This is a genomic window from Spirillospora sp. NPDC127506, assembly GCF_040302145.1.
GTDB lineage: Bacteria > Actinomycetota > Actinomycetes > Streptosporangiales > Streptosporangiaceae > Spirillospora.
Map to the genome: position 1 here is coordinate 24,216 of NZ_JBEORG010000023.1, position 13,609 is coordinate 37,824.

Consider the following 13,609-nt stretch of genomic DNA (forward strand, 5'->3'; position numbering starts at 1 on the left):
CCGCTCCGCTCACGCGTCTCTCCTTCGGAGCAGCCACGCCGCGGCCGCGAGCGCGGCCGCCGTGTAGGCGCACAGCACCCCGAACCCGGCCCACGGGCCGATCGCCTGGTCGAACCGCGGCACCGTCTGCTGGACCGCGAACCCGGCCGCCGGGGTGAGGCGCTCCAGCCACCGCGCCGCCGACAGCGGCAGCCCCGTCGCCACGATCTGCGGGACGAGCAGGAGCAGCAGCACGATCGTGATCGCGGGCGCGCTGCGCCGCACGATCACCGCGACCGCCAGCGAGAACACCGCGACCACGGCGAGCAGCGCCGCCGTGCCGAGGACGGCCCGCAGCACCGCGCCGTCCGACACCGGCGGCGGCGACATGCCGTGCGAGCGCAGCACCGGCCCGGCGGGCAGCACCGCCCCGAACGCCGCCGCCAGCCCGGCCGCCAGCGACGCCGCGCCGACGACCACCGCCTTGGCGGCCAGGACCCGGCCCCGGCGCGGGGACGCCGCGAACGTGGTGCGCAGCATGCCGCGCCGGTACTCGGCCGTCGCGAACAGCACCGCCAGCGCGATGACCGCCGCCTGCCCGATCAGCACGCCGGTGAGGGTGGTCTTGGTGATGTCGTCGGCGAACTCGTCGGGGCCGATGTCGCCGGAGCCCTTCAGCGTGAACGTCCCGCCCGACAGCGTGCGGCCGTCGGCGTCCGCGGCGGCCGCCGGGCCGCCCGGCGCGCCCCGGTCCCGCCACGCCGCGCCCGGCGGCGCCGGCGACACCGACACGTGGTCGAACGTCGCGCGGGTGGCGGAAGGACGCCCGGACACGGTCTCCCCGCCGAACCGCCGCTCCACCGCCATCTCGTCGGGGGCGGCCACGAACATGCCCGCGAGCGCCCGCTCGGGCAGCCCGTCCAGGCGGACCGACCCCACGCGGTGCCAGGTCCGGCCGTCGGGGGAGTCGTAGCCGGTCACGGCGGTGCCGGAGCGGGTCAGCTTCAGCCAGCGCGGCAGGTCCGCGGTCCCGCCGCCGGCGCCGCCGCGCTCGTAGCCGGTCTGCAGCCGGACGCCGTGCCCCGGCGTCACCATCAGCGCCGCGTACGGGGTGCCGCGCTCGGCGCTGCCCCGGATCATCAGCCCGGCCTTCGCCCACGCGCCGCCGCCGTCCCGGGACGCGACGCGGGCGACGACCGAGCCGTCCCCCGCGAGGGGCAGGTAGGTGAAGTGGCCCAGGTCGATCTTGTGGAGGCGGGCGGGGTCGGACGGCGCGTCCCCCGAGCCGGTGGCCTGGGTCCCCGCCGCCGACAGCAGCGCCACCAGCACCGTCAGCAGCACCGCCGCCAGCAGGGTCAGCGTCCAGCGGGGGACGGTGCGCAGCTTGGTCCACTCGGCCAGCAGCAGCCGCCCGAACCCGTCCCGGGCCTGCGCCTGGACGGTGCTCCGGTAGACCTTCCCGGCGGTCACGGGGCCTCCTGCCGGGTCAGGGCCTGGAACTCCACCGCGTCCCGGGTCAGCTCCATGTACGCCTCCTCCAGCGCCGCCCGGTGCTCGGCGATCCCGCTGAACGCGACCCCGGCGCCGGTGAGCAGCGCGATGATCCGCTCGGACGGCAGGCCGGCGACCGTCACCGCGTCCGGCCCGGTCGCGGTGACGGTGGCGCCCGCGCGGGCCAGCACGGTCATGGCCTCCTGCCGCTCGGCGGTGCGCAGCTCGACCCGCCCGCCGGACGCGGCCGCCAGCAGGTCCGCGACGCTGGTGTCGGCGATCAGCCGGCCCCGCCCGATCACCACCAGGTGGTCGGCGCCGCCCTCCAGCTCGCTCATCAGGTGGCTGGACACCAGCACCGCCCGCCCCTCGGCGGCCAGCGACCGCAGCAGCCCGCGGATCCAGGTGATGCCCTCGGGGTCCAGGCCGTTGACCGGCTCGTCGAACATCAGCACCGGCGGGTCGCCGAGCAGCGCCGCGGCGATCCCGAGCCGCTGCCGCATGCCGAGCGAGAACCCGCCCGCCCGGCGCCGCGCCGCGCCCGCCAGCCCGGTCAGCTCGATCACCTCGTCGACCCGCCTGGCCGGCAGCCCGTTGGCGTGCGCGAGCCAGCGCAGGTGGTCGCGGGCGCGGCGCGCCGGATGCACCGCCGAGGCGTCCAGCATCGCGCCGAGCCGGCACAGCGGCGTGCGCAGCGACCGGTAGGGCCTCCCGCCGACCAGCGCCGTCCCGGCGTCGGGCCGGTCCAGGCCCATGATCATCCGCATGGTGGTGGACTTGCCGGCGCCGTTCGGGCCGACGAACCCGGTGACCTGCCCGGGCCCGGCGGTGAACGACAGGCCGTCCACGGCGACGGCCGCGCCGAACCGCTTGCGCAGCCCCCGCACTTCGATGGTTGCCTCCATGCCCCGGGACCCTACGGGCGGCGGCGGCGCCGGGTCGTCCCGCCGCGGAGGCGTCTTCGCGGGCGGTGGACGGGGGACGGGGCATCCCCCGCGGGAGGGACGCCGCCGGGCCGCCGGCCGCGCCACAATGGCGTCCGTGGGGGAGATCGACGGGCGGGCGCTGTGGCCGGCGGCGGGCGCCGGCCTCGCCGCCGCCGGCGCCGCCGAGGCGGTCCTGCGCACGCACGGCTCCGGGGCGGTGCCGTCCCTGGCGATCGTGGTGGACGTGTGCGCGACACTGCCGCTCGCCCTGGCCCGCGACCGGATCACCGCGGCCGCGGCCGCGATCACGGTCGCGGCGGCCGCGGCGTGCGTCCTGCACGGCGGGGCCGCCGTCGCGGCGCTCGTCGCGCTCGCGGCGGTCTGGACCGAGCTGGTGCGGCGGCGCGTGGCGCGGCGCCAGGCGCGGGCCGCCGCGCTGGACGCCTCCCGCCGCGCGTTCCAGAGCACGCTGCTGGAGCACACCGCGCGGGGCGAGCGGGCCCGCATCGCCCGCGAGCTGCACGACGTCGTCGCCCACCACATCTCGATGATCTCCGTGCAGGCCGAGACGGCGCGGCTCGCCGTCCCCGGCATGCCCGCCGAGGGCGCCGAGCGGCTGCTGGCCATCGGCGACACCGCCCGCACCGCGCTCACCGAGATGCGCCGCCTCCTCGGCGTCCTGCGCGAGGACGCCGGCGCCGAGCCGACCCGCCGCCCGCAGCCCGGCCTGCAGCAGCTCCTCGACCTGGTCGACGAGGCCCGCGCGTCCGGCGCCGGCGCGGCCCGGCTGATCGTCCGCGGGGACGTCGCCGCCCTGGACCCGGGCCTGGAGCTGGCCGCCTACCGGATCGCGCAGGAGGCCCTCACCAACGTGCGCAGGCACGCGCCCGGCGCCGCGGTCGACGTGGAGATCGACTACGCGCCGGACGCGCTGCGCCTCACCGTCCGCGACAACGGCCCCGGACCCGGCGGGCACGGACCCGGCGGGCACGACCCGGCCGGGCACGGGCTGCTCGGGATGCGCGAACGCGCCGCCGCCGCGGGCGGCGACCTGCGCACCGGGCCCGGCCCGGCCGGGGGGTTCGTCGTCGAGGCGACGCTGCCGCTGGAGGCGCCGTGACCGTGCGCGTGGTGGTCGCCGACGACCAGGAGGTCGTCCGCGCCGGGTTCGGGGCGCTGCTCGGCACCCAGCCGGACCTGGCCGTCGTGGCGACCGCGTCCGACGGCGCCGAGACCGTCGAGGTGTGCCGCGAGCACCGGCCCGACGTGGTGCTGATGGACGTGCGGATGCCCGTCCTGGACGGCATCGAGGCCACCCGCCGCGTCACCGCCGGGCCGGACGCGCCGCGCGCGCTGATGCTGACCACGTTCGACCTCGACGAGCACGTCTACGACGCCCTCGTCGCGGGCGCCAGCGGGTTCCTGCTCAAGGACGTCACGGCCGAGCGGCTCTTCGACGCCGTCCGCGTCGTCGCCGCGGGCGAGGCGCTGCTCGCCCCGGCCGTGACCCGCCGCCTCATCGGCGAGTTCGCCCGGCTGCGGCCCCGCCCGCCGGAACCGGACGTGCTGGACGCCCTGACGCCGCGCGAGACGGAGGTGCTGCGCCTGCTCGCCGGGGGCCTGTCCAACGCCGAGATCGCCGCGCGGCTCGTCGTGGGGGAGGAGACGGTCAAGACCCACGTCAGCCGGATCCTGCGCAAGCTCGGGCTCCGCGACCGCGTGCAGGCCGTGGTCACCGCCTACGAGAGCGGTCTCGTCCGGCCCCGCTCCGGCGGCTGACGGCGGGCCCGGACACAGGCCGGGCCCGCACCGTCGTCCGGTGCGGGCCCGTCACCCGAAAAACTCTCAGTCGCTCACGCGGACTTCCTGCGCCCCGCCCGCAGGATCTCCAGGCGCTCGGCGAGGACCTCCTCCAAGTCCTCGACGGTCCTGCGCTCCATGAGCATGTCCCAGTGGGTCCGCGGCGGCTTTCCCTTCTTGGCTTGGGGCAGCTCCCCGTCGACCCGCAGGGCCGTTGCGCCGCAGTTGCGGCATTCCCAGGTCATCGGCACCTCGGCCTCGGCTGCGAGCGTCACGGTGAACCGGTGGCCCTTGGTGCAGGTGTAGTCCACCTCTTGCCGAGGGGCCAGATCGGTGTTGCGATCGTTCTCGTAGCTCGTCGCTCCGAGTCGGGTGCCGCGAAGTGCGCGCTCGGCCATCGTCACGTGCCTCCCAGACGGCTTGCGGTCTTGCCCTGACCAACGCTGAACACCGTGACAAGATTCCCGCGCCCGGGGTGATCCAACCCTGCTGTTTGCGGCCGCACCGGGCCGCCGGCGCGGAAACTCCGGCGCGTCCGGCGGATCCGCCGGGCCGGTGCGGCGGGCCCGCCGGCGGGCCGCGACCTGCCGGCGGGCCCCGCTACAGCCACGGCCAGGCCGGCTACAGCCACGGCCAGGCCGCGTCGCGCCCGGCCTCCAGCAGCGGGACGGCGCGGAACGCCGCGTCGGACAGGCCGCCGAAGACGTGCCGGTTCCCGGTGCCGGACGGGCCGTGCCCGTACCGGTAGCCGGCCAGGTTCCAGGTGTAGACGGGCACGTGCGCCGGGACCTGCGCGGTCGGGTCGGCGCCGCGGGGGCCGCCCCACGCCTGCTCGTCGGTGACGCTCACGACGCGGTCGTGGCCGCGGAAGTGCGCCCGGACCGCCTCGGCGGTCTGGGTGCCGCCCATGGCGTGGAACCGCTCCAGGACCTTCAGCAGCGACTCGCCCTGGCCGAAGCGGACGGGCCGGTGGCCGGTGCCGAACTCGACCAGGTCGGCGTGCGCCGCGCGGACGGCCAGCGCGGCGCCGAAGACCGCGGCGGCGTCGGCGCGGTTGAGCCCCGACTTCTGCGAGACGGGCCCGAACATCGAACCGGACCGGTCGACCAGGATCAGCGTCCGGCCGGCCAGGGCCGGGACGCCGGCCAGCGAGTGGTTCAGCGCCTGCTCCAGCGGCCACGCCCACCGCAGCGACGGCGCGGCCCGGTGCGCGGCGAGGAACCGGAACGGGAGCATGCGGCTCCCGGCGATCACCTCGGGGTCGGCGAGCTCGGCCGCCACCTGCTGCGCGACATCGTCGGACACACCGGCCTGGTCGAAGTTCCGCAGGTTCCGCACCAGGGCGAAGATCCCCATGGACGGGATCAGCGCCTCCCACAGGCGCGCCTTGTCGACCTTCGCCCCCGCCAGCGAAAGCGCGTTCTCCCACGTGAGTCCCGCACGGCGGAGCGCATCGGCGTCGAGCAGCAGCTCGGGCCGCTCGGCCGCGGCCTCAAGGAACGTCCCGTTGTATGCGAGGGTGCCGAGCCTGTCCGGGTCGGGTGCGGTGCCGCGGTTGTGGCGCCGGTCGAGTGCGTGGGCGAACAGGTCACCCTGCCACGGCTTGGCAGGGTCCGGGCTCGGGTGGACCAGGTCGATCACGTCGCCGAAGCGGAAGCCCTTGGAGCCGGTGTCGTACTTCAGCAGGGACCGCTCGGTGTAGAGCCGCTGGACGGCGTCGGCGATGCCGCGCTTGACGGGCTTGGGCACGGTGCGGCCGTAGGCGGACGTCCAGTAGGCCAGGGCCTCGCCGGGCTCGTCGGCGCGCTGCAGGACGCTTGCGACGAGCCCGCGGTTGCCGCCGTTCAGCCCGGCGTCGAGGCGGGCCCTCACGGCGTCCAGCGCGGCGACGAGCGAGGCGGAGCGCATGCCGGCCTCGGTGCGCAGCCACGGCAGGAACCCGGCCGTCCACTCGCCGTCGGCGACGGCGACCGTGCGGACCAGGTCGCGGAACCGTGCGTCGCGGTCGCCGGCCCTCTCGTAGAAGCCGTCCTCGCCGACCATGTTCGCGACCGCGAGCAGGAACAGCTCGCTCTTGGCGTCGCGGGCGTGGCCGGGCGCGCCCTCGTGGGTGCGGCCGGACGGCGCCGCTTCGCCGCGGACCGGGCTGGACACGGCCGGGCGGACGCTGCCGCGGTTGAACTTCGCCATGAGAAAGGCTCCCTTCCGCAAAGGGAGAGGGAGCCCTGCGTTCCGCGGAGATGCCCGAGATCAGGAGTCGGCTACGGAATGACGAGTCCGGTGCTCTCCCGGGCTGAGCTACACCGCCCCGAAGGCGGTGGTGGGATTCGAACCCACGCCCCCCGGATCCAAGAAGTATCCGTGGCCTGCGCACCGGGCACCCGCGAAGTATGTGCTCCCTCCCGAGATCTGAGTCGGTGCACGGGGTCGCCCCCGATATGGGCGTCGCGAGCGGAGGTCTGGCCGCCGGCGATGGGAATCGAACCCGTGAAGTATCCGTTCACCTGCGCACCGGGAGGTGCGTATTCGGTTGTCGAGCCCTTCCGAGATCGGAGGCGGCCTCGGGTGGATTTCTTTTGCAGAGAAGTAACCCGCGGCCTTCGCACCGGAAGGGCGATGCCATAAGGAGATCAGTCCGGGGCGGTCGAACTCAACTGAATTAACGCCATTCGCGCATGGCGTAGCGATCGTGAGGTTTCGGCGCGCTCTGCCGTCCGCTAAGTCGCTGACGGCAGATTTCCCGCCGCCCGGGCGCGGCGCGGGGCCACCGTGGGAACCGGCGGCCGGACGGACCGGCCCCGCGATCCGCAGGGAGGGACACCACGGTGAACACGCTCACGGCCGCGCCGGCCGCCGCGTCCGCGTCACTGGGCACGCTCGACGACCAGCTGACCGCCCGGCTGCTGCAGGAGCGCATCCTCGTCCTCGGCGACGAGGTCGACGACCGCATCGCCAACCGGCTGTGCGGGCAGCTCCTGCTGCTGTCGGCCGAGGACCCGCGCCGCGACATCAGCCTGTACATCAACTCGCCCGGCGGGTCCGTCCTGGCCGGCCTGGCGATCTACGACACGATGCGCCTCATCCCCAACGACGTCTCGACGCTGGCGATGGGCCTGGCCGCGTCCATGGGCCAGTTCCTGCTGTGCGCGGGGACGCCCGGCAAGCGGTACGCGCTGCCGCACGCGCAGATCCTGATGCACCAGGGGTCGGCCGGCCTCGCCGGGACCGCCGCCGACGTCGAGATCTACGCCGGGCAGCTGCGCCGCGTCAGCGGCATCATGACGTCGCTGACCGCCGAGCACACCGGGCAGACCGCCGACACCATCGCCCGCGACGGCCTGCGCGACCGCTGGTTCAGCGCGCGGGAGGCCCTCGACTACGGGATGATCGACCACATCGTCGAGCAGCTCGACGACGTGCGCCCGGCCGCGCGGAAGGCGGGGCTGTGACCATGGGGCAGTACACGATCCCGACCGTCGTGGAGCGGTCCCCGCGCGGCGACCGCGCCTTCGACGTCTACTCGCGGCTGCTGTCGGGCCGCATCATCTTCCTCGGCACCGAGATCGACGACGGCGTCGCCAACGTCGTCATCGCCCAGATGCTGCACCTGCAGTCCGAGAACGCCGACCTGCCGATCGAGCTGTACATCAACTCGCGGGGCGGCTCGTTCAGCGCGCTGACCGCCATCTACGACACCATGCAGTACATCCGGCCCGACATCGCGACCCTGTGCGTGGGGCAGGCGTCCTCGGCCGCGGCGGTGCTGCTGGCGGCCGGGACGGCCGGGAAGCGGTCGGTGCTGCCGCACTCCACGGTGGTGCTGCACCAGCCCTCGACCGAGGAGGGGTCGTTCGAGGCCGGCCGCGGCACCCTGCCGGACCTGGCCGTCCAGGCCGACGAGGTCGCGCGGGTGCGGGCGCAGACCGACCGGATCCTCAGCCGGCACACCGGCCACCCCGTCGCCAAGATCCACGCCGACATCGACCGGCGCCGCACCTTCGGCGCCGAGGAGGCCGTCGCCTACGGGATCGCCGACCAGGTCATCGCCGCCGCGTAGCAGGGCCCCCGGTCAGGCGGCCAGGGCGAGCACGGACACCGTGGCGCCGCCCGCACCCGAGGCGGGGGGCGCCACGGGCGGCGCCGCGGCCCGCCGCACCGGCATCGCCCGCACGACCCCGCCCTCGACGCGGGCGGCGTCGACGCGGGTCAGGTCGTGCACGACCGCCGCCAGCAGCTCGGCCAGCTCGACGTCGAGGGCGTCGCACACCGCGGCCAGCACCTCCGACGACGCCTCCTTGCGGCCCCGCTCGATCTCCGACAGGTACGGCATGGAGATCCGCGCGGCGACCGCCACGTCCGCCAGGGTGCGGCCCTGCGTCCGCCGGATCCGGCGCAGCGCGGCGCCCAGCAGCGACCGCAGCAGCGCGCGCGGGCGCCGGCCCGGTCCGTCGGCGGCGATGTTCGTCATCGGGTCCTCGTCTCACAGCAGGCGGGCGGCCCTCCCGCCCGGCGAACACCTTCATGCCTATCCGCCGCGCCCCGCGCGGGCCAGTGCTTTTCGCCCTCGGCGCACAGTCAGGCGCGGCTGGTGAGGACCGCGTCGACGAGCCCGTAGTCCTTGGCCTCCTCGGCGGTGAAGTACCGGTCGCGGTCCAGGTCGCGCCGCACCGTCTCGGGGGCGCGCCCGGTGGCCTCGGCCAGGATCGCCTCGGTCTGCTCCCGCAGCCGCAGCACCTCCCGCGCCTGGATGTCCAGGTCGGTGGCGTAGCCGCGGGACACCTCGATCTCCGGCTCGTGCAGCAGGATCCGCGCGCCGCGCAGCGCCTGCCGCCGTCCCGGCGAGCCCGCCGCCAGCAGCACCGCGGCCGCCGATCCGGCCTGCCCGACGCATGTGGTCTCGACCTCGGGCCGGACGTAGCGCATCGTGTCGCAGATCGCCATCATCGCCGTCAGCGACCCGCCCGGCGAGTTGATGTAGAGCGAGATGGGCCGGTCGGGGTCCATGCCCTCCAGCGCCAGCATCTGCGCGGTGACGTCGTTGGCGCTGGTGTCGTCCACCGGCGCCCCGAGGAAGACGATGCGGTCCTCGAAGAGCCTGTTGTAGGGGTTGGTGTCCTTGCGGCCGTAGCTGGTCTGCTCCTCGTACTCGGGGACGAGGTAGCGCCGTTCCGCTCGTGTCATGTGCCCACCCGGTCGGTGCTGTCGATGACGTGGTCGACGAAGCCGTAGTCGCGGGCCTCCTCGGCGGTGAACCAGGCGTCCCGGTCGCCGTCGGCCTCGATCCGCTCCAGCGGCTGCCCCGTGTGGAACGCGGTCCGCTCCGCCAGGGTCCGCTTGAGGTAGAGCGACTGCTCGGCCTGGATCTTGATGTCGGAGGCGGTGCCGCCGATGCCGCCGTGCGGCTGGTGCATCATGACCCGCGCGTGCCGCAGCGCGTACCGCTTGCCCCGCGTCCCCGCGCACAGCAGCGTCTGCCCCATGGACGCCGCCATGCCCATCGCGACGGTGGATATGTCGTTCGGGACGAACTGCATCATGTCGTAGATCGCCATCCCCGCGTCGACGACGCCGCCGGGGGAGTTGATGTAGATCGTGATGTCGCGCTCGGGGTCCTGCGCCGCGAGCAGCAGGAGCTGCGCGTTCACCCGGTTGGCGAGCCGGTCGTCGATCTCGCTGCCGAGGAACACGATCCGCTGCGCGAGGAGCCGCTCGTACAGCTGCGCGTCCGCGAGCTGCGGCAGCTCCGTCACCTTGGCCCGCGACCTCCCCACGAACGTCTCCGCCCGCCGCTCGCCGTCCCACTGCCTGGGCAAACCGCTCACGTGCCCTCCTCGATCATCTGTACAGTACGTACGCTAGGTACATCATGGAGGCTAGTGTGGGATGAGACGAGTGGCCAGGAGTGGATTGTGCGTTTCGCTATACGATGAATCACGTGGATGTTCCGGTGACCGAAGCACGTGCCCAGTTCGCGGATCTGGTGAACCGGGTGGCCTACACCGGCGAGCCCGTCAAGCTCACGCGGCGCGGCAAGGTGATGGCCGCCCTCGTCTCCCCGGAGGATCTGGAACTGCTGGAGGCGATCCGCGCGCAGCGCCTCGACCTCCAGGTCGGCGGGACGGTCCCGCCGGGGCAGCCGTCCCAGCCCGCCGAGCGGCCGCAGCCGTCACCGCCGATGCGCATCGCGGCCCGCTACCGCCCGCCCGGCTTCAACCGCTGACCGGTGCGCCTCTCGCGGGCCTCAGGAGGCGGGGGAGGGGCTCGGGGCGTGCCAGAGGCCGCGGGAGGTCATGATCCGGCGCAGGGTCAGCAGCTCGTCGGTCATGATGCCGTCGATGCCGAGGTCGAGCAGGCGCTTCATGGCGGCGGGGTCGTTGACCGTCCAGGCGTGGACCTGCAGGCCGAGCCGGTGGGCGTGGTCGATGAACGCCTCGGTGACGAACGGGACGGGGCCGAGACCGTAGGGGACCTGGGCGCAGGCGACGCCGGTGGCGGCCAGGCGGACCAGCTTGGCGGCGGGGCCGCCGTAGGAGCGGGCGCGCAGCGCCATCAGGCCGCGGGGGCCGAGGGCCGTGCACACGTCGTGGTCGGTGAACAGCGGGAGGCGGGCGCGCATCTGGGCCAGCCGGCGGGTGGAGAAGGACGTGATGCACACCCGGTTCCAGGCCCTGGTGCGGTGCAGCGTCGCGGCGAGCGGCCCGATGACGTGGGCGTCCTTGAGGTCGATGTTGACGCGGGCGTCCGGGAAGGAGCCGAGGACCTCCTCCAGGCGGGGGATGGGCTCGGTCCCGGCGATGCGGGCCTTGGCGACCTCGGCGTAGGGGAGCCGGGAGATCGCGCCGGTGCGGTCGGTGACCCGGTCGAGCGTGCGGTCGTGGAAGGCGACCACGACGCCGTCGGCGGTGGCGTGGGCGTCGGTCTCCAGGTAGCGGTAGCCGAGGTCGGTGGCGTGCTGGAAGGCGGCCATCGAGTTCTCCGGGCGGCCCGCTCCGCCGCGGTGGGCGAAGGGGATCGGCCCGGGATGGTCGAGGAACTCATGCGAGTGGCGCACCCCTCCGATTATGGCGGACCCCGCGATCAAGCCTGACCTTACTATGTAAAGGAGCGTGGCGGTGCTACCGTCGCCCCTCGATCGATCAACGAGGGAGCACCGATGGCGGACGTGAACGACTACCGGGCGACGTTCGAGCTCGTGGACGTCGACGGCGACGGCTACATCTCGACGGCCGAGCTGAAGAACCTGATGAGCCGGCTCGGCCAGGACATCACCGACACGCGGGCGGTCGAGGTGGTCGTGGCCGCCGACGCCAACCGGGACGGGAAGATCTCGCTGGAGGAGTTCACCTCGCTGATGGAGCGGGCGTCCCGCGGCTGACCGGTCAGGCGGGGCGGCGGCGGATCTTGAGGGCGTTGTCGGTGCGGGTCATCGACCGCCCGTCGGGCGCGGTCTGGACGCGTTCGTGCTCGCCGATGTGCAGGACCTCCCATTCGCCGTCCGCGAGGTCGAGGGACTTCAGGACCTCTTCCGCGGTGGGCAGGTGGACGTGGGGGTGGGCGCCGGGGTCCCAGGGCGGCGGGCCGGCGTGCCCGGCGACGAACAGGACGCCGCCGGGCACGACCGCCGCGGCGGCCGAGCGGAGGACGGCCTCGCGGGGCATGCCCTCGGCGGGGGTGTGCAGGAACATCGCGGTGACCAGGTCGTAGGCCCCTTCGGGGAAGGTCGCGGCGAGGTCGTGCCGCTGCCAGTCGACGCGGTCGGCGACGCCCGCCTCCTCGGCGTGGCGCGCGGCCCGCTGGAGGGCGTTGCGGGAGATGTCGGCGGCGGTGACGCGCCAGCCCCGCTCCGCGAGCCAGATGGCGTCGGCGCCCTCGCCGCAGCCGAGGTCCAGGGCGGTGCCCGGTTCCAGCCCGGCGATCTCCTGGACGAGGATGGCGTTGGGCTTGCCGCTCCAGACGTGGTCGTGCTCGGCGTAGCGGGCTTCCCAGAACTCTTCGTTGCTCATGGTGTCGTCCATGCCCCGATGATGGGCCGCCGGTTTCCGGAACCGCCAATCGCGTTGCCGTCCTGGCAAACAGGCCCCCCTCGCGCGGCGGCGGGGGGCGCGTCCGGTCAGGCGCTGGTGAGGCGCCAGGCGCCGGGGGACCGGCAGGCGTGCGCGAGGCCGCGGATGGTGGCGCGGGCGGGGTCCGGGGCGATGGTGACGGCGAGGTTCATCTCGGCGGTGAGGCGGCCCGGCAGGGACGGCAGCCGGGCGCCGCCGCCGGTGAGCAGGAGGCCGCCCTCGCGGGCGGTGCGGCGCAGCGGCGCGGGCAGGTCGGCGAGCAGGTGGTGGACGCCGGCGGCGAGCCGCTCCCGGACGTGCTCGGGCAGCCGCGGCGCGTTGTGCCCGACCTGCCGGTCCTGGACGTACCGCACGGACCGCGCGGAGTGCACGCGGCCCCGCATGACGACGGCCGTCTCGGCGATGCCGGCGCCGATGTCGAGGATGAGCCGGGGCCGCGGGTCGTCGATGTCGATGCCGGCGCCGATGGCGGCGGCGAGCGGCGCCTCCATGGTGCGGACCGGGCACCCGGCGGCCGCGCGGACGGCGTTGGCCGCGCGGCCGAGCTGGGCGCCGCTCGCGGCGGCGGGCACGGCGAGCAGGACCTGCCGGAGCCGGAGGCCGGGGTCGGCCTCCAGCAGCGTCAGGCGGGCGAGGCGGGTGCAGGCGCCGGCGTCGGCGACCATGCCGTGCTCGATGGGGCGTGCGGCCCCGCGGGCGCGGCGGCGCCCGGTGGCCGGGGCGGGACCGCCGATCGTGGACGGGCGGTCGATGATCACGTCCAGGGCGGGCACGCTCGCGCGGACGCGGCTGCTGCCGAGGTCGAGCGCGGCGCGCGGGCCGCCGCGGGTGCCGCCGGGCGTGCCGTCCCGTCGCGCCGTGGAGGCGGTCGTCACCGTCGCCGCTGCTGGCATTTCACGCAGCGCCGGGCGTACGGGATGATCTCCAGGCGGCCTTCGGGGACGGGCTTGCGGCAGTCCTCGCACAGGCCGTAGGTGCCCTCGTCGAGGCGGACGAGGGCGGCGTCGATCTCCTCCAGGTTGCTCTCCAGGGTGCCGCGGCGGGCCATGACGGCCTCGTCGGGGGCGCTCTGGCCGGCGAGGAGCTCCAGCTCTGCGATGTGGGTCTGGCGTTCCCGCTGGAGCAGCTCGCGGGCCTGCCGGGCCTTCGCGCCGCCGGGCGGGTCGCCGCCGAGGGCGTCGCCGACCGCGCCGTTGACCGCGCTGTTGACCGTCATCGCAATGGGCTCCCTTCGGTCGCCGGGGAAAATACGTGGCGAACCTCCACCATGCGGCAAGGGGGCGTGTCCTGCTATGGGGGCTGACACCCATTCCGGGAAGTTCGAGGGTGCAGACGGGCGGTGCGCTCGAC

17 protein-coding genes are annotated in these 13,609 nt (G+C 74.9%); 6 read left to right on the top strand and 11 right to left on the bottom strand.

Going from position 1 to position 13,609, the window contains the following annotated elements; translation table 11 throughout:
* Window positions 1-9 precede the first annotated feature (9 nt).
* Together ABTW95_RS21735 and ABTW95_RS21740 are read right to left on the bottom strand one after the other, a co-directional pair.
* A complete protein-coding gene (locus tag ABTW95_RS21735) occupies window positions 10-1,449 on the bottom strand; it encodes a DUF1349 domain-containing protein (protein ID WP_500227210.1) in 1,440 nt (479 codons plus the stop codon).
* A complete protein-coding gene (locus ABTW95_RS21740) occupies window positions 1,446-2,375 on the bottom strand; it encodes an ABC transporter ATP-binding protein (RefSeq protein ID WP_500227211.1) in 930 nt (309 codons plus the stop codon). The genes ABTW95_RS21735 and ABTW95_RS21740 overlap by 4 nt, the downstream gene beginning before the upstream one ends.
* A gap of 136 nt (window positions 2,376-2,511) precedes the next feature.
* Between ABTW95_RS21740 and ABTW95_RS21745 the strand changes: the two genes are divergently transcribed.
* The gene (locus tag ABTW95_RS21745) at window positions 2,512-3,516 is read left to right on the top strand and encodes a sensor histidine kinase (RefSeq protein ID WP_500227212.1); all 1,005 of its coding nucleotides are present in this window, start codon (window positions 2,512-2,514) and stop codon (window positions 3,514-3,516) included.
* Entirely contained in the window at window positions 3,513-4,175 is a 663-nt protein-coding gene (locus ABTW95_RS21750) for a response regulator (protein ID WP_500227213.1), read from the top strand. The genes ABTW95_RS21745 and ABTW95_RS21750 overlap by 4 nt, the downstream gene beginning before the upstream one ends.
* A gap of 74 nt (window positions 4,176-4,249) precedes the next feature.
* Here ABTW95_RS21750 and ABTW95_RS21755 read toward each other — a convergent pair whose 3' ends face one another.
* Both ABTW95_RS21755 and ABTW95_RS21760 read right to left on the bottom strand, forming a co-directional pair.
* Window positions 4,250-4,594, bottom strand: a complete 345-nt coding sequence (locus tag ABTW95_RS21755) for an RNA polymerase-binding protein RbpA (protein WP_067802035.1) — start codon at window positions 4,592-4,594, stop codon at window positions 4,250-4,252.
* Window positions 4,595-4,817: 223 nt separating this feature from the next.
* Window positions 4,818-6,386: a TROVE domain-containing protein gene (locus ABTW95_RS21760; RefSeq protein ID WP_500227214.1), complete on the bottom strand. Its 1,569-nt coding sequence runs from the start codon at window positions 6,384-6,386 to the stop codon at window positions 4,818-4,820.
* Between the two features lie 635 nt (window positions 6,387-7,021).
* Here ABTW95_RS21760 and ABTW95_RS21765 point away from each other — a divergent pair.
* Together ABTW95_RS21765 and ABTW95_RS21770 are read left to right on the top strand one after the other, a co-directional pair.
* Window positions 7,022-7,645, top strand: a complete 624-nt coding sequence (locus tag ABTW95_RS21765) for a ClpP family protease (protein WP_396449543.1) — start codon at window positions 7,022-7,024, stop codon at window positions 7,643-7,645.
* 2 nt (window positions 7,646-7,647) lie between these two features.
* Complete coding sequence (locus tag ABTW95_RS21770; protein ID WP_396449559.1) at window positions 7,648-8,253, top strand: ClpP family protease; 606 nt, start codon at window positions 7,648-7,650, stop codon at window positions 8,251-8,253.
* Window positions 8,254-8,265: 12 nt separating this feature from the next.
* Here the strand turns inward: ABTW95_RS21770 and ABTW95_RS21775 are convergent, their stop codons facing one another.
* The 3 genes from ABTW95_RS21775 to ABTW95_RS21785 all read right to left on the bottom strand — a co-directional run bounded on the left by ABTW95_RS21775 (window position 8,266) and on the right by ABTW95_RS21785 (window position 9,967).
* Entirely contained in the window at window positions 8,266-8,664 is a 399-nt protein-coding gene (locus ABTW95_RS21775; protein WP_396449542.1) for a helix-turn-helix domain-containing protein, read from the bottom strand.
* A 107-nt stretch (window positions 8,665-8,771) separates the two neighbouring features.
* Window positions 8,772-9,377, bottom strand: coding sequence for an ATP-dependent Clp protease proteolytic subunit (locus ABTW95_RS21780; protein ID WP_500227215.1), 606 nt, complete (start codon window positions 9,375-9,377; stop codon window positions 8,772-8,774).
* Window positions 9,374-9,967 carry a ClpP family protease gene (locus ABTW95_RS21785; protein ID WP_396449558.1) on the bottom strand — a complete coding sequence of 198 codons (594 nt, stop codon included), beginning with the start codon at window positions 9,965-9,967 and terminating at the stop codon, window positions 9,374-9,376. The genes ABTW95_RS21780 and ABTW95_RS21785 overlap by 4 nt, the downstream gene beginning before the upstream one ends.
* Before the next feature lie 176 nt (window positions 9,968-10,143).
* Here ABTW95_RS21785 and ABTW95_RS21790 point away from each other — a divergent pair, with 176 nt between their 5' ends.
* Window positions 10,144-10,416, top strand: a complete 273-nt coding sequence (locus ABTW95_RS21790) for a type II toxin-antitoxin system Phd/YefM family antitoxin (protein ID WP_396449540.1) — start codon at window positions 10,144-10,146, stop codon at window positions 10,414-10,416.
* A 21-nt stretch (window positions 10,417-10,437) separates the two neighbouring features.
* Here the strand turns inward: ABTW95_RS21790 and ABTW95_RS21795 are convergent, their stop codons facing one another.
* The gene (locus ABTW95_RS21795; protein WP_500227216.1) at window positions 10,438-11,247 is read right to left on the bottom strand and encodes a glycerophosphodiester phosphodiesterase family protein; all 810 of its coding nucleotides are present in this window, start codon (window positions 11,245-11,247) and stop codon (window positions 10,438-10,440) included.
* Between the two features lie 102 nt (window positions 11,248-11,349).
* On the opposite strand from ABTW95_RS21795, the gene ABTW95_RS21800 reads away from it, so the two are divergent.
* Entirely contained in the window at window positions 11,350-11,571 is a 222-nt protein-coding gene (locus ABTW95_RS21800; RefSeq protein ID WP_500227217.1) for an EF-hand domain-containing protein, read from the top strand.
* Between the two features lie 4 nt (window positions 11,572-11,575).
* On the opposite strand, the gene ABTW95_RS21805 is transcribed toward ABTW95_RS21800, so the two are convergent.
* The 3 genes from ABTW95_RS21805 to ABTW95_RS21815 all read right to left on the bottom strand — a co-directional run bounded on the left by ABTW95_RS21805 (window position 11,576) and on the right by ABTW95_RS21815 (window position 13,475).
* The gene (locus ABTW95_RS21805; protein ID WP_500227218.1) at window positions 11,576-12,211 is read right to left on the bottom strand and encodes an SAM-dependent methyltransferase; all 636 of its coding nucleotides are present in this window, start codon (window positions 12,209-12,211) and stop codon (window positions 11,576-11,578) included.
* 95 nt (window positions 12,212-12,306) lie between these two features.
* Window positions 12,307-13,134: a rod shape-determining protein gene (locus ABTW95_RS21810; RefSeq protein WP_500227219.1), complete on the bottom strand. Its 828-nt coding sequence runs from the start codon at window positions 13,132-13,134 to the stop codon at window positions 12,307-12,309.
* Window positions 13,131-13,475: a TraR/DksA family transcriptional regulator gene (locus ABTW95_RS21815; RefSeq protein ID WP_500227220.1), complete on the bottom strand. Its 345-nt coding sequence runs from the start codon at window positions 13,473-13,475 to the stop codon at window positions 13,131-13,133. The genes ABTW95_RS21810 and ABTW95_RS21815 overlap by 4 nt, the downstream gene beginning before the upstream one ends.
* Window positions 13,476-13,609 lie beyond the last annotated feature (134 nt).